This window comes from Rhodococcus sp. ABRD24 (genome assembly GCF_004328705.1).
Classification (GTDB): Bacteria; Actinomycetota; Actinomycetes; order Mycobacteriales; family Mycobacteriaceae; genus Prescottella.
This window is the reverse complement of sequence record NZ_CP035319.1, coordinates 3,778,758-3,801,153: the sequence shown is the minus strand read 5'-3', so window position 1 is coordinate 3,801,153 and position 22,396 is coordinate 3,778,758. Positions and strand designations below refer to the sequence as shown.

16 protein-coding genes and 1 CRISPR repeat array are annotated in these 22,396 nt (G+C 64.5%); of the genes, 5 read left to right on the top strand and 11 right to left on the bottom strand.

Annotation, left to right across the window (positions count from 1 at the left end):
* Window positions 1-28 precede the first annotated feature (28 nt).
* Complete coding sequence (locus ERC79_RS16880) at window positions 29-220, bottom strand: antitoxin (protein ID WP_131579584.1); 192 nt, start codon at window positions 218-220, stop codon at window positions 29-31.
* 216 nt (window positions 221-436) lie between these two features.
* Between ERC79_RS16880 and ERC79_RS16875 the strand changes: the two genes are divergently transcribed.
* Window positions 437-1,588 (top strand): acetyl-CoA C-acetyltransferase, encoded by a 1,152-nt coding sequence (locus ERC79_RS16875; protein ID WP_131579583.1) that lies wholly within the window; start codon window positions 437-439, stop codon window positions 1,586-1,588.
* Window positions 1,589-1,877: 289 nt separating this feature from the next.
* Window positions 1,878-2,761: a CRISPR direct-repeat array (repeat unit 28 nt; unit sequence GTGCTCCCCGCGCGAGCGGGGATGGTCC).
* Between the two features lie 57 nt (window positions 2,762-2,818).
* Here ERC79_RS16875 and ERC79_RS16870 read toward each other — a convergent pair.
* Together ERC79_RS16870 and ERC79_RS16865 are read right to left on the bottom strand one after the other, a co-directional pair.
* Window positions 2,819-3,484 carry a ScbR family autoregulator-binding transcription factor gene (locus ERC79_RS16870; protein WP_207390351.1) on the bottom strand — a complete coding sequence of 222 codons (666 nt, stop codon included), beginning with the start codon at window positions 3,482-3,484 and terminating at the stop codon, window positions 2,819-2,821.
* A gap of 204 nt (window positions 3,485-3,688) precedes the next feature.
* On the bottom strand, window positions 3,689-6,154 hold the full coding sequence (locus tag ERC79_RS16865) for an HAD-IC family P-type ATPase (protein ID WP_131579582.1): 2,466 nt from the start codon (window positions 6,152-6,154) through the stop codon (window positions 3,689-3,691).
* Window positions 6,155-6,286: 132 nt separating this feature from the next.
* Here ERC79_RS16865 and ERC79_RS16860 point away from each other — a divergent pair, with 132 nt between their 5' ends.
* The gene (locus tag ERC79_RS16860; protein ID WP_131579581.1) at window positions 6,287-6,727 is read left to right on the top strand and encodes a VOC family protein; all 441 of its coding nucleotides are present in this window, start codon (window positions 6,287-6,289) and stop codon (window positions 6,725-6,727) included.
* 504 nt (window positions 6,728-7,231) lie between these two features.
* Here the strand turns inward: ERC79_RS16860 and ERC79_RS16855 are convergent.
* From ERC79_RS16855 to ERC79_RS16845, 3 genes are all read right to left on the bottom strand, one after another.
* Window positions 7,232-8,329 (bottom strand): MBL fold metallo-hydrolase, encoded by a 1,098-nt coding sequence (locus tag ERC79_RS16855; protein WP_131579580.1) that lies wholly within the window; start codon window positions 8,327-8,329, stop codon window positions 7,232-7,234.
* Between the two features lie 55 nt (window positions 8,330-8,384).
* Window positions 8,385-9,116 (bottom strand): enoyl-CoA hydratase, encoded by a 732-nt coding sequence (locus ERC79_RS16850; protein ID WP_131579579.1) that lies wholly within the window; start codon window positions 9,114-9,116, stop codon window positions 8,385-8,387.
* A gap of 253 nt (window positions 9,117-9,369) precedes the next feature.
* Window positions 9,370-10,731 (bottom strand): DUF1254 domain-containing protein, encoded by a 1,362-nt coding sequence (locus tag ERC79_RS16845; RefSeq protein ID WP_131579578.1) that lies wholly within the window; start codon window positions 10,729-10,731, stop codon window positions 9,370-9,372.
* A gap of 67 nt (window positions 10,732-10,798) precedes the next feature.
* Between ERC79_RS16845 and ERC79_RS16840 the strand changes: the two genes are divergently transcribed.
* On the top strand, window positions 10,799-11,248 hold the full coding sequence (locus ERC79_RS16840; RefSeq protein ID WP_131579577.1) for a cupin domain-containing protein: 450 nt from the start codon (window positions 10,799-10,801) through the stop codon (window positions 11,246-11,248).
* A gap of 251 nt (window positions 11,249-11,499) precedes the next feature.
* Here ERC79_RS16840 and ERC79_RS16835 read toward each other — a convergent pair whose 3' ends face one another.
* The gene (locus ERC79_RS16835; RefSeq protein ID WP_131579576.1) at window positions 11,500-12,831 is read right to left on the bottom strand and encodes an HNH endonuclease signature motif containing protein; all 1,332 of its coding nucleotides are present in this window, start codon (window positions 12,829-12,831) and stop codon (window positions 11,500-11,502) included.
* 153 nt (window positions 12,832-12,984) lie between these two features.
* Between ERC79_RS16835 and ERC79_RS16830 the strand changes: the two genes are divergently transcribed.
* Window positions 12,985-14,226, top strand: coding sequence for a transposase family protein (locus tag ERC79_RS16830; RefSeq protein ID WP_242676610.1), 1,242 nt, complete (start codon window positions 12,985-12,987; stop codon window positions 14,224-14,226).
* Window positions 14,227-14,464: 238 nt separating this feature from the next.
* Here the strand turns inward: ERC79_RS16830 and ERC79_RS16825 are convergent, their stop codons facing one another.
* The 4 genes from ERC79_RS16825 to dnaE form a co-directional block, all read right to left on the bottom strand.
* The gene (locus ERC79_RS16825; RefSeq protein WP_131579575.1) at window positions 14,465-15,964 is read right to left on the bottom strand and encodes a DHA2 family efflux MFS transporter permease subunit; all 1,500 of its coding nucleotides are present in this window, start codon (window positions 15,962-15,964) and stop codon (window positions 14,465-14,467) included.
* Entirely contained in the window at window positions 15,961-16,581 is a 621-nt protein-coding gene (locus tag ERC79_RS16820) for a helix-turn-helix transcriptional regulator (RefSeq protein ID WP_242676609.1), read from the bottom strand. The genes ERC79_RS16825 and ERC79_RS16820 overlap by 4 nt, the downstream gene beginning before the upstream one ends.
* An 89-nt stretch (window positions 16,582-16,670) precedes the next feature.
* Window positions 16,671-17,510: an aldo/keto reductase gene (locus ERC79_RS16815; RefSeq protein ID WP_131579574.1), complete on the bottom strand. Its 840-nt coding sequence runs from the start codon at window positions 17,508-17,510 to the stop codon at window positions 16,671-16,673.
* 178 nt (window positions 17,511-17,688) lie between these two features.
* Window positions 17,689-21,267: a DNA polymerase III subunit alpha gene (gene dnaE / locus ERC79_RS16810; RefSeq protein WP_131579573.1), complete on the bottom strand. Its 3,579-nt coding sequence runs from the start codon at window positions 21,265-21,267 to the stop codon at window positions 17,689-17,691.
* 157 nt (window positions 21,268-21,424) lie between these two features.
* On the opposite strand from dnaE, the gene ERC79_RS16805 reads away from it, so the two are divergent.
* A complete protein-coding gene (locus ERC79_RS16805; RefSeq protein ID WP_242676608.1) occupies window positions 21,425-22,384 on the top strand; it encodes a LysR family transcriptional regulator in 960 nt (319 codons plus the stop codon).
* Window positions 22,385-22,396 lie beyond the last annotated feature (12 nt).

The window sequence follows — 22,396 nt, the reverse complement described above, 5'->3', positions numbered from 1 at the left end:
GATGATTGTGCCCGCCCCTCGGCGGAGGTCACTCCTTCGGTGGCACAACCTTCCTCGCGGCATCCGCTGCCTTGTCGATCTTGTCGCTGTACTTGCCGCCGGTCTTCTCGTCGGCCAGGCTCGCCGCCTTGTCGATTGCACCCTGCACCTTGTCCGAGTGTTCGGCTGCCAGTTCCTGGCCCTTGCCGACAAGTCCCTTGATCGAATCCATGAATCCCATACCGACATCCTCCTCGGATCTGCGCCGCTGCGGCGCCCTGACCCCAGTCTCACACCATCGGGGCTGCGGTTCCACGGGCCGACGAGTCGAGACCCCCTGACGCGCTGCGATCTCGTCGTGGACACCGCACCCTCCTCCTGATATAGATTAATCATCTAACTACTTTATGTGCATCGGGTCTCCTAGAACCCGAGCCCGTCCGGAGGAGTACCAACCATGTCCGAGGCGTACATCGTCGATGCCGTTCGAACCGCGGTCGGGAAGAAGAACGGCAAACTGTCCGAAGTTCATCCGATCGACTTGGGTGCCAGTGTGATTCGGTCCTCCCTCAACCGGACCGAGATCGATCCGGCCGCGGTCGACGATGTGATCTTCGGCTGCGTCGAAGCCATCGGTGGCCAGGCGGGGAACATCGCGCGCACCGCGTGGCTTGCCGCGGGCTTCCCGGACGAAGTGCCGGGTGTCACTGTCGATCGACAGTGCGGATCGAGCCAGCAAGCACTACATTTCGCCGCACAGGCTGTGATGAGCGGCACCTCGGACCTGGTCCTCGCGGGCGGTGTCCAGAACATGAGCCGGATCCCGATCTCCGCCGCAATGACCGTGGGCAAGCAATACGGGTTCGAGACACCGTACGCAGGTTCCGTGGAGTGGCAACGTCGATACGGCGATCAGGAGGTATCCCAGTTCCGCGGTGCCGAGATGATCGCCGAGAAGTGGGGCATCAGCCGCATCGACATGGAACGCTGGGCGTTGCAGAGCCACGAACGGGCCCGCCGAGCCATCGCCGAAGGGCGATTCGCCGAGGAGATCGTTCCCGTCGGAGAGTTCATGCGTGACGAGGGACCGCGCGAGACCAGCCTGGCCGAGATGGCCGGATTGCCGACCCTCCGCGACGGCGGCCGCCTCACCGCCGCGCTGGCCAGCCGCATCGCCGACGGCGCCAGCGCGGTCCTCGTTGCGTCCGAGGCTGCGGTGAAGGCGCACAACCTGATTCCCCGCGCCAGGATCCACCACCTGAGCGTCCGCGGCGCCGATCCGATTTTCATGCTGAGCGCACCGATCCCAGCCACCGAGTATGCGCTGGCGAAGACCGGCATGAGCATCGACGACTTCGACGTCGTGGAGATCAACGAGGCGTTCGCATCGGTCGTACTGGCCTGGCTCCGCGAGACCGGAGCGGACCCGGCGAGGGTCAACGTCAACGGCGGCGCGATCGCCCTTGGCCATCCGCTCGGCGCGACCGGCACCAAGCTGTTCGCCACCCTGCTCAACGAACTCGAGCGTACCGGCGGACGCTACGGCCTCCAGACCATCTGCGAGGGCGGTGGCACCGCCAATGTGTTGATCGTCGAACGTCTGAACTGATGTGCACTTAGACCAAGACTTGCCTGGGACTGACGTGTGATCTTGGTCCGCTCGGTAGCGGGTGAACAACGACTCGCGTTCGAAGTCAACTGGCACCACTGGCAGCCAGTCGACGTCGACGGTCTTCAACTGAAGCTGCGTAGTTCCTAAAGCAGAGAAGCCGCGCCGCCTCCGACCTTCGTGAGGGATGGAGCAACGCCAGCAAGAACCACAGAGTCGGTCGCCGTAGTGGCCAGGGAAAGTGAAGCCAGTTCGCGGATCCTGCTAGCATTCCCGCAGATCAGTTAGTGTGCTCCCCGCGCGAGCGGGGATGGTCCCTCGACCAACTGCTGGCGTGCACGAGTGAAGTCGTGCTCCCCGCGCGAGCGGGGATGGTCCCGATGTTCCGCCGTCGACGCCGGCCGCTCACGTGTGCTCCCCGCGCGAGCGGGGATGGTCCCTCGTACTCGATTCCGTCGCGCTGAATCGGCTTGTGCTCCCCGCGCGAGCGGGGATGGTCCGGCCGGGCAGTCGAAGCGGAAGCGTGATGCTGCGTGCTCCCCGCGCGAGCGGGGATGGTCCCCGAGTTGAGCATCATCGTGCCGTTGAGGAGCACGTGCTCCCCGCGCGAGCGGGGATGGTCCCTGCTGCCGGTATCCGATGGTGTCAGGATGCGCGTGCTCCCCGCGCGAGCGGGGATGGTCCCGGCCGGCCCGGAAACGCCACGAGGTGGATGTTGTGCTCCCCGCGCGAGCGGGGATGGTCCCCGACCATTCCGACGCCCAGCTCGTCGTCGGCGGTGCTCCCCGCGCGAGCGGGGATGGTCCCATGGCCATGTTCTCGGCCTCGAAAGACCACTCGTGCTCCCCGCGCGAGCGGGGATGGTCCTCGCCGATGGGTTCCCCGTAGAACGCTTCAACGCGTGCTCCCCGCGCGAGCGGGGATGGTCCCGCCTACCACTGCCCCAACTGCGGGCGCTGGCACTGCTCCCCGCGCGAGCGGGGATGGTCCGCGTTGGGCTGCATCGGGAGAAGGACGCCGGGCGTGCTCCCCGCGCAAGCGGGGATGGTCCCTTCGCGGCCGCCCTTGGTGGTATGAGTGGCACGTGCTCCCCGCGCGAGCAGGGATGGTCCTGGCGGCGTCTACATCGGACAGCCGACCACTCGGTGCTCCCCGCGCGAGCGGGGATACGAAGAGCTCCACCAGAAAGCACGAGACCCGTTGTCATCGGCCTCCGTCAGCTGCACATCGCTAGTCTCCGTTGCAGTTCGACGCCGTCGACCAGCGCGCGGCGCGGATCCGGCCGATCTGACCATGCCGATCCACGGGCACGATGCTCGGCAACAACAACTCCCACATCTCGTCCACGCGGCGCTCGAGATCCTCGGTCCGGCTCAGCGCGCGGGAGATAACACGGGCGCCCGCAATTGCGCAGATCAGATGGCGCGCCAATACGAGTGGCGAGACCGTCTCGACAAGATCGCCCTGCTCCACCGCCCGCGCGGCCAGACGAGCGCAGCCTTCAGTCCACTCGAGGTACGGGTCGCCCGGGGCCCCGTTCAATGCCTCGACAGCCCCGAGTTCGACGGTGAGCCGAGCACCGGCGCGCACCACCGGGTGGACCAGAGTCTGCCGCGCCAGCTCGTGACACAGCATCACAACCTGCTCGAGACCCCGCGCATCGGATGCGGCGATGGCCTCCACGGCCTCGAGCGAGATTCGGTGCTGTTCACCGATGATGAACTGCGCAAGGTCATCTTTGGATGCGAAGTGGAAGTACAGCGCGCCCTTGGTGATCCGAGCCCCGTCGACGATCTCCCCCACGCTGGAACCGAAGTAACCGAACCGATCGAATGCCTGCGCCGCGCCCATCACGATCTGCGCTCTGGTCGCGACGGCGCGCGCCTGCTGGACCACGTCCCCACCTCCCGGCTGCCTTTACGGTGGCCTCGCCGCGAATCCGTGCAGCCCGTCGTCAATCTCGGCGAGACGAGCGCGCTTGTTCTGCCGACCACCGCGGGGGACCGTACCAGCAGGGGGCGGAAAGGGGTAGATGTTCTTCTGCTCTCGACCGGTCGGCGCAAATGGCCAGCGCAGTATCAGTGCACGGTCAGTGCAGTATCAGTGCACGCCCGGCAGATCCTCGCTCGACGCGAACAGGCGCCGGTGCTCGCCGTGGATCCGGCCCGTCACCCACCACCCGACTTCGACCAGGACGACACCGACGAGACCGCATACCAGCGCCGTCGTCGTCGCACCGACGTTGGACGGATCGAGTTTGAAGAACTCACGGGTGAAGCTCAGTGCGAACAGAATCAGGTACGCCAACACCGATCCTGCGAGCAAGACCAGCTTCCACCACGTGTAAGGACGGGCGACCACGGCCAGCACCCACAACGCGATCATGATGAGCGTGATGAGCGCCGCGGTGCCGGCCTGCTCGGTCTGCTGCTCGGTAGCCTCCGGACCCGCATAGGCGAGCAGGTACGACACGTAAGTCGCGATACCGATGATGACGCCCGACGGGATCGCCAACCGCATGACCCGGCCGACGAAACCGGTGCGGGCGCGTTCGTTGTTGGGGGCGAGCGACAGGATGAACGCCGGGATGCCGATCGTGAACCACGCCGCGATCGTCACGTGCCGCGGCAGGAACGGATACGGCAGCGGATCGAAGTCGAAGATCTGCGCAGCCGCGCCTGAGATGCCGATCAGGAACGCCAGCAGAACCGAATAGACGGTCTTCGTCAGGAACAGATTCGAGACACGCTCGATGTTGCCGATCACTCGGCGGCCCTCACTGACGACGTACGGCAGCGTGGCGAACTTGTTGTCCAGCAGCACGATCTGGGCGACCGCGCGGGTGGCCGGGCTGCCCGAACCCATTGCGACACCGATGTCGGCGTCCTTGAGCGCGAGTACGTCGTTGACACCGTCGCCGGTCATCGCGACGGTATGGCCGCGGGACTGCAGCGCGCCGACCATCGACCGTTTCTGGTCCGGCCGCACCCGGCCGAATGTGGTGGCTCCGTCGAGGACGTCCGCGAGCTCTTCCTTGCCCTCGGGAAGTTGTCGGGCATCGATCGCGTGATCGCCGCCGGGCAGGCCGAGCGAGCTCGCGACAGCGCCCACCGAGACGGCGTTGTCCCCCGAGATGACCTTGACGTCCACCTTCTGGCTCGCGAAGTACTCGAGCGTCTCACGGGCGTCGGGGCGGACCTTCTGATCGAGCACGACGAGCGCACGCGGCGTCACGGTCCCCGGCGCATCCGGAGCATCGACGGGGCGGTCACTACTGCCGAGCAGCAGCACTCGCAGCCCCTGCGCGCCGATCTGCTCGGCCTCGCGGGCCATGTCGCTGTCCGGGTCGAGGAGAACATCCGGTGCACCGAGCAGCCAGTTGCCGTTGTTTCCGTAGGACTGACCGCTCCACTTCTTCGCCGACGAGAACGGCGCAACCGCGGTGGCCTCCCAGCCCGGATCCTCCGTCAGCGCCTCCTTGATGGCGAGCACACTTGCGTTGGGGCGCGGATCGTCCGCCACCATCGCGGCCAGCGCGCGGGCGGCAAGCGAGTCGTCGGGCTTCGCGGTCCGCAGCTCCGACAGCCGCATCCCGTTCTCGGTGAGCGTGCCGGTCTTGTCTGCGCACACCACATCGACGCGGGCCAGGCCCTCGATCGCGGGCAACTCCTGGACCAGGCACTGACGCCGGCCGAGGCGGATGACACCGACGGCGAACGCGATCGACGTCATCAGCACCAGACCCTCGGGCACCATCGGCACCAGCGCGGCCACCATGCCGTTGAGGGCCGGGCCCAGCGCCTGTCCGCTCGAGAAGAGCTGGTTGTAGATGATGAGCAGACCGGCCGGGATCATCAGGTAGGTGATGAACTTGAGGATCTTGTCGATGCCCGAGCGCAACTCGGAGTGCACCAGCGTGAACTTGCTGGCCTCCTCGGCGAGCTTCGCGGCATACGCCTCGCTGCCCACCTTCGTGGCCCGGTAGGCGCCGCTACCGGCGACGACGAAGCTGCCCGAGAGCACCCGCGAACCCTCCGGCTTGTGCACCGGGTCGGCCTCTCCCGTGAGCAGCGACTCGTCGACCTCGAGTGCCGACGCTGTCACCACGACGCCATCGACGACGATCTGGTCGCCGGGTCCGAGCTCGATGATGTCGTCGAGCACGACACTCTTCGGTGCCAGGGGCGCCGGAGAGCCATCGCGACGGACCATCGGCTTGGCCTGACTGACGATCGCGAGCTGATCGAGGGTTCGCTTGGCACGGATCTCCTGGATGATGCCGATCCCACTGTTGGCGATGATCAACAGACCGAACATGCCGTCGATGATCGAACCGGTGGACAGCACGATGATCAACAGCACGCCGAGGATCGCGTTGATCCGCGTGAACACATTGCCGCGGACGATGTCCTTGATGGAGCGGCTCGCCCGATCCGGGACGTCATTGGTCTGCCCGTTCGCGACCCGCTGCGCTACTTGATCAGCGGTCAGGCCCCGCTCGATGTGGTGCGGATCGGTCTCCAGGGTGCCGACAGCGCCACCGTCGTCGGGCTCGTCTGTTGCCATGACACGAAGGTTATGCCAACCCGGACGATCCTCCACAGATGGTCCACGGTGTGGCCGATCCGAGCAGGCTGAGGACGTGGTGACCGACGAGCACCTCGAACGGCGCACGCAAACAACTACAGGATGGACCCCATGGCACACATACAACGTTTCGACCACATCGGCATCACCGTCGCGGACCTCGACTCGGTGACGGCGTTCTTCATCGGACTGGGTCTCGAGGTCGAGGGCACCGGATCCGTGGAGGGCGAGTTCGTCGAGACCGTCTGCGGCATCCCAGGCGCGCGCTGTGAGATCGCGATGCTGCGGCCGCCCGATGGAGGGTCCCGGCTGGAGCTCGCGACTTTCGTCACGCCCGGCCATGGGCCCGGATCGCCCACGGCGATGGCCAACGAACTCGGCCTACGCAACGTGTCCTTCGAGGTCCGCGACCTCCAGGCAGCTGTCGATGCGGTGGCTGCGGACGGGTACGGGCTCATCGGCGGCATCGGCGAGTACGAAAACAGCGTGCGGATGGCCTACGTGCGTGGGCCCGAAGGGATCATCGTTTCCTTGTTCGAGCAGATCGGCTGAGCCTGATCCGGCTCCGGAGTCAAAAGCCGTTGCCGCGCATCACTTCCCCCGTTTCACCCCTGGGTCAAGACCCCCTCGACCACCAGCAAAGGACTTTACCTGCAATCCCGGAAGGAATCGGTCAAAACGGAAAATTCCCGACAGTGCACCCGCGGCACCCGAGCGTATGTTTGCCGTTAAACTATTGCACTACAGTTTAATTCAACTTCTCGCCTACTCATGTCCGCGACATCTCAGCTACAGTCGTCTACGGGCCGGTCAGATGTGAGGGGGGAGTCCCTGACCGGTCCCGCTGGCGATGAAGCCGCCCGACACAGGCGCCGACGCCAGACGGGCGGGAGGCGTGCACCGCGGCACTGCGCGCCTCCCGCCACAGCAGCAGACCACACTGCACACAGGGGGTGCGAGATGACTGAATTTCCACGACGTTCGCGGCGCCGGGTACCGCCGCAAAGAACTAACTCGATTCGGCACTATGATATTGCGGCGCAAGCAGATTCGAAATCAGTACAGGTCTTCCCACCACGACTTCTGGACGAGTGGCCGCAGTGCATCGAGACGCTGACCGACCATCGGCACCGCCAGCGCGACCCCGGCCGCAGTGGCGGCCTCGATGGCCCGGGAGATCGGCTCGCCCCACGGATGGAACGCCAGGTTGAACGTCGCCCAGTGCACAGGGACCAGCAGCGAGCCGCCCACATCGACGTGGGTCCGCACAGCCTCCTCCGGATTCATGTGGATATCGGGCCAGCGTTCGTCGTAGGCGCCAACCGGCAGTAGTGTGACATCGAAAGGACCGTAACGGCGGCCGAGATCCGCGAACCGGGGGGTGTAGCCGGAGTCGCCGCCGAAGAACACTTTCCGGCGTGGACCGACGATCACCCATGACGCCCACAGCGTGGTGTCGCGGGCGAGTCCGCGTCCCGAAAAGTGCCGCGCCTCAGCACAGGTCAGCGTCAGCCCGGCGATGTCCGCCTGCTCGTCCCAGTCGAGTTCGATGATCCGATCCTCGGGGACCTTCCACCGGCGTAAGTGTGCGCCTACACCGATCGGGACCACGAACATCGCCGTTTGGGTGTCGGTGAGGGTGATGATGGTGGCCTGATCGAGGTGATCGTAGTGGTCATGGGAAATCACGACTGCGTCGATCGGCGGCAGATCCGCGAGCGCCACTGGAACCGGATGCATGCGCGACGGCCCCAACACCGTCGACGGCGAAACCCGCTCGCTCCATACAGGATCCGCCAGCACTCTATGTCCGTCGATCTCTATCAACACACTCGAATGCCCGAACCATGTCACAGCCAGCTCTCCGGCAGCGGCCGGCGCCAGCGGGGTCGCGAGTGGGATCTGGTACCTGGGGCGGCCTGTGTTTCCCCGGGTGACGAAGGCCTTCGCGAGGCCTGACTGAGATCCGGAGGGCAGTGAGGAACTGGGGTCGGTGTTGTGGAACCGACGATCCCGGTAGCGTGGCGATGCCGCAGCGTACGGTTTGATGGCCGAACGGGAGGCACCGAGTGCCGGCACCGTCCCCCATGCCGCGCGTGCCACCCAACCCGCACCTGCCGCTGCTGCGGCGACGAACACTCCCCTACCGATCATCTTCCGCCCCGTTCCTCTACCGAACCGACCAGGCTCTTCTGTCTTTCGCCGGCGCTTACCGACCCCGAAATTCCGGCGCGCGGTTCTCCATGCGAGCCATCCGTGCCTCCTGAGCATCCTCGCTGCCCCAGGCCGCGTACAGGGCCGTGAGTTGTTCCGGAGTCTGCGCCTCACGAGTGCCGTCGTCGTTGAACACGAGTTTGAGATGTTGCAACGACAGCGGGGCCAACTCCGCGATCGAACTCGCCCATTCCCGGGCCGTCGCGAGATTACCGATCTTGTTCGCAAGGCCATGCGCGAACGCTTGGTCGGCGTGGAGCATCTCCGCGCCGAGCAGCATGGTCCGCGCCGGGCCACCGCCTACCAGCGACACCAATCGCCGTACCGTCCACTTATCCACGGAGATGCCGAGTTTCGCAGCGGGAATGCCGAACCGGGCCTCCGGTGAGACCACTCGCAGATCTGCTGCGAGGGCGAGCTGAGTGCCAGCCCCGATCGCAGGGCCATTGACCGCGGCAATCACCGGAATCGGAATCGAGTCGATTGTGTGCAGCATCTCGAGCAGGGTGTCGGTGAAGCCCTCCGCGTAGACGTCGCCGGACAGGTCGGCGCCCGCGCAGAAGGCGGTCCCCTGCCCGGTGAGCACGACGACGCGGGCCTCCTCGGCAACCGCCTTCTCGAGGCCCTCTCGCACCGCCACGCACAAGGCACTGTTCAGGGCGTTGCGGCGTTCCGGACGCTGCAGCTCGAGTGTGACCACGTGACCGTCACGACTGGTCCCGATCATGAGACTCCACTCGCTTTCATCTGGTGCTGGACTCGGTCGCGAGCCCTGCCGGGCCGCAACTGAATCCGAACAGTACCTGTAACTACGCATCCACACGCACGCGTGCCGAGTTCGCCGGAACAGACCCGGCGCAGGCGCGGCGGGCAGATTCAGGCTATGACAGAACCCGGCAACATGGACAGCGCGCGATCGCAGTGGTGGTGATCAGGGGCCAGACAAGTCACGGCCGAGCGCTGAAGCCGTACCCGAACCGTCAGGCGCTCCGATCCGCCCTCATGATCGGAGGGATCTCGTAGCTGCCGTCGAGCACTGACTGATGCGGAATGTACATCCGCAGCAATGGACGGAACGAGCCCGTCGGTGTAGGGAGCCAGTTGGCGCGTGCCGTCGGATCCTGGGGTTCGGTCGCGCTCAATGTCAGCGTCAGCGAGCCGTCGGCGTCGTAGACGAGCCCCTCGGTGCGATCACCTATCGAGTAGCGCCCGATCGGGTTCGAGACCAGATAGTAGTTCGGCATGCTGTACATCGTGATCGACCAGAACGCGTCCACCGGAGGTGTCGGCGCGAATGTGATCGTGTAGGTACGGTCGCCTGTCAGCTGGTCACCACCGGAGTCCGTGTAAACCGGACTGTAGGCGGCCTCGTACCCATGGTTACCCCACAAACCACCCATCGCCGCAGCCGCTCGCAGTCCGATCGCCCTGGCACGATCCGAGATTCGCCACTCGGGCGAATCGATCGTCCCGATCTCGAAGAAGTCGTCGTTGTAGTCGAAGGCGTGGAAGGTCTGATGCCAGCCGTTCACAACCGCGTCGCCGGCACCCGACTTCAGCGCCTCCTCGACCTTCGCCCGCCCGCGAGCAGCGCCCTCCACCAGCACTTTCACCAGATCAGGGTCGGCATCCAGGTACGGTGACGGTCCCGCCTCGAGCAATCCCAGCGGCGCAAACGCCTGTTGCAGTTCCACATCACGAGGTGCCGGCGGGAACGCCTGCAGGTACAACCGCAGCTTCTCCCAGAAGAGAAGCTCTTCCGGCACAGCGGGATCCGGCTCTGGCAAACCCTCCGGATCGAGCGAGGCAAGCGATCTCAGAAATATCCGTTCCTGCAACCCACGCACTCTGGGAAGGTCGTCGGCACCATCGCATGCCCATCGGCCGACGACAGACACGATCCGTGTGGAGCAGTGAACCGCCGTCGCGTCCGCCGGCAACTCGCCCGGCCAGCCCGGCGGAACCAGCACGTAGGTGCCAGCCTTCGTACCGGTGGCACGCTTGCCGATGTACGCAAAGTTGTTGGTCCACGCGTCGACGAACTGCAGGACGAAGTACGCGTCGGCGGTATCGGGCACGTCCAGCATCAACGGCCCGACGCTCAGATCGAGTTGTGCCATGGAGTAGACCGTGTCGTTGTTGATCGAGACGAACGTGTCCGAGGGCCCAGCCAGATCGGTCGCGTGACTGAACGAATTGAAGGGTGCGGCGGCGTTGGCGCCCACTCCCGTCGTCACGAAGCGTTGCACCTGGGAAAGGTTGAAGACCGGAGCGAACCCGTAGACGAACGCCCTGACTGCCGAATCGACGCTGACTGCCGAATCTCTGCTCGGATATGCCATGAATCATTTCACCACCGCCGCCGCACCCGCGCTCGCGATACGCCCACTTTCGGTCCATCATGTTCTTGTGACCGAATACCCCGAGTGGGCGCGATCCCTCGACCTCGTTCCGCATCCCGAAGGCGGCTGGTACCGCGAAACGTGGCGAAGCGACATCGAGGTGCCCGGAGTGGCGCTGCCGAACATGTTCAGTGGGGCCCGGGCGGCCGGCACGGCGATCCTGTTCCTACTCGAACCCGGCCAGCAGTCGGCCTGGCACACCGTGCGCGGCAGTGAAATCTGGCTGTATCACCGTGGCAGCCCCATTCTCCTCGAACTCGGTGGCGACGAGGACGCACCCGGTCCTGTGACCTCGTATCTCGTCGGGCCCGATATCGAGGCCGGGCACAGTCCGCAGGTCGTCGTGCCGCCCCGCACTTGGCAGCGCGCCACACCCACAGGAACCGACGCGGGGCTCGTGAGTTGCATTGTGGTCCCCGGCTTCGACTTTGCGGACTTCCGCCTGGAAGGGCAGTAGGCCGAGGCCGGATTCGACTGCACACCCGCATCTCCCCGGCCGGTCCCTGCGATCCCTCTTCACCCGATCCACTCCAGATCCAACTCACCGCAGCGCGCGCCGACTCTCACCCTTGCCCCGCCCCACGTGCCCAGGCTGCGCCGCGTGGCGCGGCGGTGTGGTGGAGTCGAGGTGTTCGCTTGTGGCGCTTGCGGTTCACGATTGTGCTGTGACCCGCGTCGTTGTGGGACCGGGGCTCAGGCGATGGGAGGTCACGCGGCGGTGGGGCCGGCTCGGTTGTTGGCGGGTAGGGGTTGTTGTCGGGGGTCGATGCTGGTGGGTGGGATGAATTCGGGGTGGCGGGTGGGTCCGATACGGACGTGCCAGTGGGAGTGGTGGAGCAGGTTGTGGTGGAAGCGGCAGAGTAGGACGAGGTTGTCGAGGTTGGTGGGTCCGCCGTCGGCCCAATGCCGTATGTGGTGGCCGTCGCACCAGGAGGGTGGGGTGCTGCAGCCGGGGAAGGCGCATCCGGTGTCGCGGGCGATGAGGGCGCGGCGTTGGGCGGCGCTGACGGTGCGCATGGTGCGGCCGAGGTTGATCGGGGCGGCGTGCTCGTCCATCACGATGGGCGAGAGGATGCAGTCGCAGGTCAGGCGTCGGGTGGTGGTGACGGTGATCGGTCCGGCCCAGGGGAGCCGGCCGACTCCGGTGTCACCGAGCAGGTTCGCCAGCAAGCTCGTGTCGGTTTCGGTGTCGCGGGTTTTGCTCGCGCTACTGCCTGTGTTCGTGCTGCAGTGTCCGAACACACTGTGGTCGGCCAAGTCTCGGGCGTTGATGTGTAGGTGCAGGTGTGGTTTCGTGCCGCCGTCGGTCGGGGATACCGCGGAGTCGAGGTAGCGGCGTAGTAGTTCGGTGAGTGCGTCCGCCCGTCGCTGCGCGGGCGGCCGCGGATCGGGTGTCCCGTCTACTCCCGGGTGCGGGGCCGACAGTGGGGAGAGTGCGGATTGGAGCATGTCGCCGGTGACGGCGTCGAGGTCTCCACGGACGGCATAGCGGCCGTTGAGGGTTTTCGAGACGTGGAGTTCGTTGCGGTCGGTCTCTTCCGATGGCGGTGGGTCGTCGGATTCGAAGATCCGCTCGAGTTTGTGGATCTGTGTGTGCACGTAGGCGGTGTTCGTGGCGGGACCGCGGGCGGCCTCGAGGAGTACGTGCCGGGCTGGCCCGAGGGCTTCGTCGGGCATGCCGCGGGGTGGTTTCTGACAGAATTTCAGCACCAGTGCCGTGTGGGCGGCCGAGATCTCACAGGCGTCGAACATCTCCCGGATGTCCGGTTCCTCACGCAGGCCCCGGGCCAGGTTCAGGATCCGGCCCGCTTCACCGACCTCGAGCAGGGTCGTCGCCGCGAGCCACTGTCTGACGTCTCTGAACCCGAGGACGTCGGTGGTGCAGCGGGAATCGACCGCGCCGACCAGCCGGACGCGCCGGGTCTGCAGCCGTGCGATCTCCGCGCACACCGACAGTGTCTCGTCCAACAATTCTTGTTCGGTCAGACGCCAGTACGGCTCGCCGTCGACCGGCACGGTGTTCTCGCCCCCCAGCGTCATACCGACAGTTTAGTTCGAACACACTTTCGAGTCAATGACTCGCGTTGACTCATCAAAGATGCCCGCGTAGGTCCCATCGTTGACTCATCCGAGAATGCCCGCGTAGCGGCGTGTCGGTCCGGTCGATGCCGGTGGGGGCGGTAGGGCCGGGTGATGGGACTGTCTATGGCGGAACGTAAGTCTGTGACGAGGGCGATCGCGACCCGATATGCCCGGGCCGACAGGTCGGGGAAGTCCCGGATTCTCGACGAGTTGTGCGCGACGACGGGGTGGCATCGTGATCATGCCCGCAGGATGTTGCGGTCTGCTCTGATGCCGCGGGTGGTGCGTCCGCGGGCTCCACGTCCGGTCAAGTATGGTTCGGAAGTTGTTGCAGCACTGACATTCTGTTGGGCGGTGCTCGGCATGCCGGCAGGGAAGCGTCTTGTCCCGATCCTGCCGGAGCTGGTTCCGGTGTTGCGGCGGTTCGGGGAACTCGACATCGACGACGACACCGCGGCGTTGCTGGTGCGGATGTCGGCGGCGACCGTGGATCGGCGGCTGGCCCCGCAGCGCAAGTCGCTCGAACTCAAGGGTCGCTCGCACACGAAGCCGGGATCGCTGCTCAAGTCGCAGATACCGATCCGGACGTGGGCGCAGTGGGACGATGCGGTGCCGGGGTTCGTGGAGATCGATCTGGTCGGTCACGAGGGCGGGAACGCGGTCGGTGAGCATGCGTACACGTTGACGGTGACCGATATCGCCACCGGGTGGACGGAGAACCGGTCGGTGCCGAACAAGGCCCTCAAGTGGGTGGTCGCGGCGCTCGACGAGATCGCCGGGGTGTTGCCGTTCCCGCTGCTCGGTGTGGACTCCGACAACGGCAGCGAGTTCATCAACCATCATCTGCTGGCGTGGTGTGAACGGCGGGAGATCACGTTCACCCGCTCGCGGCCGGGGAACTCGAATGATGGTGCGCACGTCGAGCAGAAGAACTGGGCCATCGTGCGTACCGTTGTCGGCTATCTTCGCTACGACACTCCTGCGGAACTTTTGTTACTCAACAAGATTTGGGTTCTGCAATCGAATATGACGAACTTCTTCTCGCCGCAGCAGAAGCTGATCTCCAAGGTTCGGGACGGCGCGAAGGTGACCAAGAAGTACGACACCGCGACCACTCCACACCGGCGTGCGAGCGCTCACCCCGCGGTGACCGCCGACACGAAGGACGCTCTCGATGCGGCCTACGCGAGCGTCAATCCCGCGGCGGTCCAACGACAGATCCAGGCCCTTACCGCCGAGTTGATCACCCTCGCCACCAGTAAACGAACACCGACGAAGAAGCCCGGATCCGCCACCACTCCCTCGCGGACATCCACAAATGAGGCAACGAATCACGCTTCGCGGGCATCTTGACATGAGGCAACAGGTGACTCCTTGATGCCAGAACTCCTGGAATCCCGGAGTCCGGAATCTGGGCCTCCGGGGGAATCCGGCCGGAAGGCTCGATCGCGGCTTCGAAGCGCCCGCCGACGGTGCGAAGTAGAGATCAGCTACAGCGACGCATCCGCCTCTGACTCACCCACAGCCTCGACACCGGCTGCCGCATCTCCCCCACACGGACCCGCACCTGACGACCAGCCGGCATCGGCCGTCAGCTCCGAACTGGCGAGCTCTCGGACTCCACCGGGACCGCCTGGACCACAGGACCCTTGCGCGGGTTGACGAAGAACAGCACGGCAGCGAATCCGAGCATCAGCACGGCTGCAGGGAGCATCGCCGACTGTGACATCGCGGTCGCGAAAGGCTCCCGGACGATCTCGGGTAACTGACCTCCCATGAAGTGGCCTTCTCCGGCAACCGCACTGACACCGCCGCCGCCGACGCTCGACAGCTCGGCCGTGATCCGTGACGTCATCAACGCACCCATCGCGGCGCTACCGAGCACGGCACCCACCTGACGGGTGGTGTTGTAAACACCCGAACCGGCACCGACGTGCGCGACAGGCAGATTGCGGGTCGCGGTCGCGGCGAGCGGCGCCCAGATGAACGCGTTGGATGCACCGATGAGAGCCATCGGCACCAAGATCTGCCAGATCGGCGTGGCCGGAGTGAGCCGCGTCGCCAGCCAGGCGGTCGAGAGTGCGAATACCAGGAATCCCGGTCCCGCGATGAATCGCGGATGAGCCTTGTCGACCAGACGCCCGACGAACGGGGCGAGGATGCCGGTGACGACCGCCATAGGGGCCATCAGCAGCGCCGAACCCGTCGGCGACAGACCGGTCACACTCTGCGCGTAGTACATGAACGGCAGCATCACGCCGGTGATCGAGAAGCCCATCGTCGCGATGCCGAGATTGGCGACCGAGAAGTTCCGGTCCCGGAAGAGCCTCAGCGGGACCAGCGGCTCACTCCGGTTGACCTTCTGCCACCACACGAACGCGATCATGACCACGACGCCGAAGCCGATCAGGCCCCACGCGCGGGCGTCCCAGTCATAGGAGTTGCCCTCCTGCAGGCCGAAGACGAGGCAGAACAGACCGATTGCGCTGAGCGCGACTCCGATGAAATCGAACTTGTGGTTGTTGGTCGGCAGCGAGGGAACCAGACGCCACGCCAGCACGAAGCCGAGGATGCCGACCGGCACGTTGACGATGAAGATCCACTGCCAGCCGAGGCTGTCGACGAGGACGCCACCGAGGATCGGGCCGACGAGCGTCGCGACACCGGCCACCGAACCCCACAGGCCCATCGCGGCACCACGCTTGTCCGGCGGGAAGATTCGGGTGATAACCGCCATCGTCTGCGGGGTCATCAGCGCCGCGCCGAGACCCTGGAACACACGGGCGACGATGAGCATTTCGATACCACCGGACAGCCCGCACCACAGGGATGCGAGCGTGAACACGACCAACCCGATGAGGTACATGTTCTTGGGGCCGAAGCGATCACCGAGGCGTCCGGTGACGAGCAGCGGCACTGCGTACGCGAGCAGGTACGCGCTCGTGACCCAGATGACGGCATTGACGTCGGCGTTCAACTCGGCTGTGATGACCGGATTGGCGACGGCGACGATGGTGCTGTCCACGAGGATCATGAAGAAGCCCAGACAGAGGGCCCACAGGGCCGGCCAGGGCCTCACTTCGGTTTTCATTGCGTGCCCTTCTGATCTGCAAGCTTCATGGATTCGAGGTGCTCGGTTGTCACCCAGGGAATTTCGCCGCTTCGAACGCGCTCGGCGAAGCTGTGCAGCCAGTCGAGTTCGGCCTGAGCCATGGCCCGGGTGTACGAGAACGGAATGGTGAACAGTTCGGGAATCTCTCGCTCCCGCGCGGATTCGCAAAGCTCGTCAAGTTCGGCGAGTTCGGATAGGAGACTCATGATTCGACGCTCGAGCAAGGCGAGTGCGTCATCCGCCTCCAGGTTGTGCAACTCGGCCAGACCGAGGGTGAACTGCGGATAATCAGGAACGGGAACCTCAACGATCTCGGCCACCCGTTCCCGCAGTACCCCGCGGCCGGTCGACGTGATCTCATAGGCGGTCCGCTCGGGCCGTTTTCCCTGACGTTCGGTTCCTGCGACCGCCACCAGCCCGTCCCGCTCGAGCCGGTCGACGGTGTGATAAAGCGAGCCGGGCCGGACCTTGACGAGCCGATCGCGCCGCCGAGTGACGAGTAGTTGGTACATCTCGTACGGATGCATCGGGCGTTCGAACAGGAGGGCGAGCACGGATACGCCGAGCGGTGTGACGGATCGCGACTGCATCCTCATCACTCACTTCCACATCAAATGTTCCATGTGGAATATACGCGGCAGAAGCACCGGCAATGCCTATCAGCTGCTGTGACGAGCACCACGGCCTATCGGCCGAAGGTCGCCGGATCCGGACCGAGCCGACCGTCGGCTGCATCGAGGGAAGCGATCGCGAACATATCCTCGGCGCTGAGCTCGAAGCCGAAGACATCGAAGTTGCTCGCGATGCGCTCCGGCGTCACCGACTTCGGGATCACGACGTTGCCGAGCTGGATATGCCACCGCAGGACCACCTGCGCGGGGGTACGGCCGTGTGCCTGCGCGATCGTCGTGATGGTGGGATTCGTCAGCGTGGTGCCCTGCCCCAGCGGGCTCCAAGCCTCGGTCACGATTCCCAGATCGGCGTGCGCCGCGCGCAGGTGTGACTGTCCGAATCCGGGGTGCAGCTCGATCTGGTTGATCGCCGGCGCCTCACCGACCGCCTCAACCAGGCGTTCGAGATTCTCGACAGTGAAGTTCGAGACGCCGATGGACCGGACCCGGCCGTCGGCCTTCAACTGCTGAAATGCCTTGAACGTGTCGATGTAGCGATCCTGGGCAGGCACCGGCCAGTGGATCAGGTACAAGTCGACGTAGTCGAGTCCCAGTCGGGCGATGCTGTCGTCGAATGCACGCATTGCCGACTCGTACCCCTGGTCGTCGTTCCACAACTTGGTGGTGACGAACAGATCGGAGCGGGCGATGCCGGAGTCGGCGAGCGCGCGGCCGGTCCCCGATTCGTTGTCGTAGATCCGTGCGGTGTCGATGCTGCGATATCCGACTCGAAGCGCCTCACCGACGGCGGTGTACGCGTCGGCGTCGGGAACCTGCCACACTCCGAAACCCAGCTGCGGAATGGTATTGCCGTCATTGAGGGCAACGGTCGGTACAGAGGTGATGGAGGTCATTGTCCGGGCAACCACGTCGGCACCCGATCTGTTCCCTCCGTCTCACGAAGTGGACATTGCGCGTTTGCCACGGCGGCGCCCACGTTCGAGTCGAGGGCGTTTCGCCCTCCGATGCCGCGATCACGGCGCCCGACGACCGGGTCGATGCGGAATGCCGCGCCGCACTGGTTCCGGCTCGTCAGGAATTGACCGGGACAGATGCGGGTGTAGCTGAATGCGCTGCCAGGCAGGCGACTCCGAGCAGTGCTTTGAGATCGCCCATCAGAGCCGGAGTCTTACGGACCCGATAGCGCGGGTCCAACGCCCACCGTGTCGCCCTCGTAGACCCGGACACGATGATGTGGACGTCCGAATCCCCAGGATGGCGTTGCAGGATCTCACGAAGGGCTTCGACGTTGTCCCGAGTACATGCCTGTACCGAGATCGTGAGGGTGACCGGATTACTGTGCGCTCCCCCATTCTTCAAGTCAGGGACGGCGACATCGGCGGCGATGAGGGACGTTCTCTCCCCGCGCATGCTGACATTTGCGGTGACGAGGAGGATTGCGTCCTCGATGAGGACAGGGTGCGCGTCGGTGTAAGTGGAAGAGAAGAAGAGCACTTCGGTGCCGGCATCGAGGTCGGAGAGCTCGACGATGGCCCAGGGCTCACCCTTCTTGTTCAGGCGGCGGTCAACCGATGCGACGATTCCTCCGATGACAATCTGCTGGCCGTGTCGCACTTGCCCGTCGAGGACAGCGGCGACGGACGTATCGGCGAGCGACGCAAGTTCGGCTGCGACGTCGTCGAGGGGGTGCCCGGACACGTAGAGGCCCAGCATCTCGCGTTCGAGGGCGAGGCGATGCTTGGTCTCCCATTCCTCGTCGGGAATCTTGACGTTGAACACAGACGCGACAGATTCGTCCGCGTCATCGCCGCCGAACAGGTCGAACTGGCCGATCGCCTCGGCCTTCTTGGTGCCCATGACCGCGTCGATCGCATCGGCGTGTACCAGCATCAGGCCCTTGCGCGGGTGACCGAGCGAGTCGAATCCGCCTGCCTTGATGAGTGATTCGGTGACCTTCTTGGAACAGGCGAGAGCGTCGATCTTGCCGAGATAGTCGGAGAAGTCGGTGAACTTCGATTTCTCGGTGCGTGCCCTGATGATCGACGCGACGACGTTGGCGCCGACGTTGCGGACCGCGCCGAGGCCGAACCGGATGTCCTCACCGACGGAGGCGAAGTTGACCTCGGATTCGTTGACGTCCGGCGGGAGCACGGTGATGCCCATCTTGCGGCAGTCCGCCAAGTACACGGCAGCCTTGTCCTTGTCGTCACCGACCGAGGTGAGCAGGCCGGCCATGTACTCGGCCGGATAGTTCGCCTTGAGATACGCGGTCCAGAACATGACGAGGCTGTATCCGGCGGCGTGCGACTTGTTGTAGGCGTAGCCGGCGAACGGCAGCACGGCCTCCCACAGTGCCGTCATCGCTTCGTCGCTGTACCCGTTGCTGCGCATGCCATTGCGGAAGTTCTCGAACTCCGCAGCAAGCACCTCGGGCTTCTTCTTCCCCATGGCTCGGCGAAGCAGATCTGCCTGTCCGAGTGAGTAGCCGGCCACCTTCTGAGCGATCTGCATGATCTGCTCCTGGTAGACAATCAGTGCGTACGTCTCGCCCAATATGTCGCTGAGCGGTTCGTCGAGTTCGGGGTGGATCGGCGTCACCGCCTCACGGCCGTTCTTGCGGTCCGCATACGCCCAGTGCGCTCCGACCCCCATCGGCCCTGGACGGTAGAGAGCGTTCGATGCGATGAGATCGTTGAACTCGGTGGGTGCCATGCGCAGCAGTAACTCGCGCATGCCCGCCGAGTCCAGTTGGAAGACACCAAGATTGTCGCCTCGGGCGAGCATCGCGTAGGTAGCCTCATCGTCCAGTGTGAGCGTGTCGAGGTCGATGTCGATGCCACGATTGGCCTTGATGTTCTCGATCGCGTCACCGATCACCGTGAGGTTACGCAAACCCAGAAAATCCATCTTCAACAGGCCGATAGCCTCACACGACGGATAATCCCAACCGGTGATGATCGCACCGTCCTGCGCACGCTTCCACACCGGAATCGCATCCGTGAGCGGCTCCGACGACATGATCACCGCACACGCATGCACACCCGCATTACGAATCAGACCCTCGAGACCCTTCGCGGTCTGATAAATCTTCGCGACATCCGGATTCGAATCGATCAGCGCCCGAACCTCCACAGCCTCCTTGTACCGCTCATGCTCCGGATCGGTGATCCCCGCCACCGAAATATCCTTCGCCATGATCGGCGGCGGCAGCGCCTTGGTGATCTGATCAGCAATCGCGAACCCCGGCTGCCCGAACTGCACCCGCGCCGAATCCTTGATCGCAGCCTTCGTCTTGATCGTGCCGAACGTGATGACCTGCGCGACCTTGTCACTACCCCACTTCTCAGTGGCATACCGCACCATCTCACCACGACGACGATCATCGAAATCGATATCGATATCAGGCATCGACACACGCTCAGGATTGAGGAACCGCTCGAACAACAAACCATGCGGAATCGGATCGATATTGGTGATACCCATCGCATACGCCACCAACGAACCCGCCGCGGAACCCCGACCCGGACCGACCCGGATACCCACCTCACGCGCATAATTGATCAGATCACCGACAACAAGGAAATACGCCGGAAACCCCATCTCATTGATCACACCGATCTCATAATCGGCACGCTCGAGATACTCCTGCGGCGGCCCACCCGGGAACCGACGATCCAGCCCACGCAACACCTCGTGCCGCAGAAACGTCTGCTGCGTATGCCCCTCCGGCACCGGAAAAACCGGCATCCGATCGTGATGCGCCCACACCTCGTCATACGACTGCACCCGCTCACCGATCACCAGCGAGTTGTCACACGCCCCCGGCACCTCCGCATCCCAGATCGCCCGCATCTCCTCCGCGGACTTGAGATAATAACCGTCACCGTCGAACTTGAACCGCGTCGGATCCGACAGCGTCTTACCCGTCTGAATACACAACAACGCCTCGTGATTCTCCGCCGCATCCTTCGTCACGTAATGACAGTCATTCGTCGCCAACGGCGCAATACCCAACCGCCGACCGATATCGAGCAACCCCTCCCGCACCCGACGCTCGATCGACAGCCCATGATCCATCAACTCGAGAAAGAAATTGTCCTTCCCCCAGATCTCCTGCCACTTCGCCGCCGCCTCGAGCGCCTCCCGATCATGACCCAGACGCAACCGCGTCTGAATCTCCCCCGACGGACAACCCGTCGTCGCGATGATCCCCTCCGCATGCTGGGCAATCAGATCCTCATCCATCCGCGGCCACTTACCGAGCTGACCCTCGATCGACGCCAACGACGACAACTTGAACAGATTCCGCAACCCCGTCGCATTCTCCGCGACCATCGTCATATGCGTGTACGCACCCGAACCGGACACATCATCAGACTTCTGACTCCGATCACCCCACAACACCCACTTGGTGTTGAACCGCGACTCCGGCGCAACATACGCCTCGATACCGATGATCGGCTTGATGCCATGCTTCTTCGCAACGTTGTAGAACTCACTCGCCCCATACATGTTGCCGTGGTCGGTCATCCCCACCGCCGTCATCCCCAGACGCTCCGCCTCCCGAAACAACGGACCAACCTTTGCCGCACCATCAAGCATCGAATACTCGGTGTGATTGTGCAGGTGAACGAACGAAGACTGACTCATGACCGCCTCACGTAGACCGTGCCCTCAGCCCGGAGAACGCCACTGGTTGTCGAATCCGTTGCGTCCCGGGCAACCCGACAGGTATGTGACCAGTTAGGGTCCCTGTACGTCGAACAAAAGACACGCGCCGATCGACAACCGATAGATGTGGCAGCAGGTGGTTGAGTTGGATCTTGATCTGTCCGCGGTCCGAGCGATGGTCGCTGTCAATGACGAGGGCCAGTTCGGGCTGGCGGCATCAGAGCTGGGCATCAGCCAGCAGGCGGTGTCGAAGCGGATCGCCAAGCTCGAGAGCCAGCTGGGCACCCGATTGTTCGAGCGCCGCATCGGCAGTGTCGCGCTGACCGCACACGGCGCCCGCTTCCTGCCTCACGCACGCGCGATCCTCGCATCGGGCGACGCAGCCATCGCTGCCGTACTCGACTCACAGGTACTGCGAGTGGCGGTGCACGGCGCGCAGATCGCCGACGGAAACCTGATGAGGTTCTACCTCGAGACACGGCCAGACGCCGAGGTAGAACTCGTCATGACGAGCCCCTCGAAGACCTCACGGAACGCGGTGATCGACGGCCGCGTGGACGCGGCATTCGCCCGCGCACATTGGCGCGCCCGACCACTGCCGCCGCATGTCACCGAGACTCCCGCTTACTTCGACGCTCTCCATCTGCTCGTCGGCAAAGACCACCCCCTCGCGAATTCCGACCACGTCGAACTCCATGACCTCGAGGGTTTCACCGCATGGATGCCCGGCGCCGGATTCGGCTCCGAGGTGGCCGACTTCTATCGACAGCTCAGCGACTACTGCGGCATCACGATCGATACCGATCGCTACCCTGGTGGGATCGGCTTCGCAATCATCATCGACCGAATCTCGGCCTCGCCGACACTGGTCACCTTCGGTGGTGAAGGAACCTCTACGCCTTGGCATCCCGCCGTTCGGCGACTCCCGATTGTCAATCCCACCCCGGTCTATCCGATGTCGTTGCTGTGGCAGAAAGCGGTCTCCGCTCACCCGCAGCTCGTACCCCTGCTCGACTTCGTCACCGCCAACTTCAACGGCAGCGCACATGGCACCATGTGGATTCCGCAGCCGGATCGGCTGCACTTCACTCGATGACCGGCCCGGGGC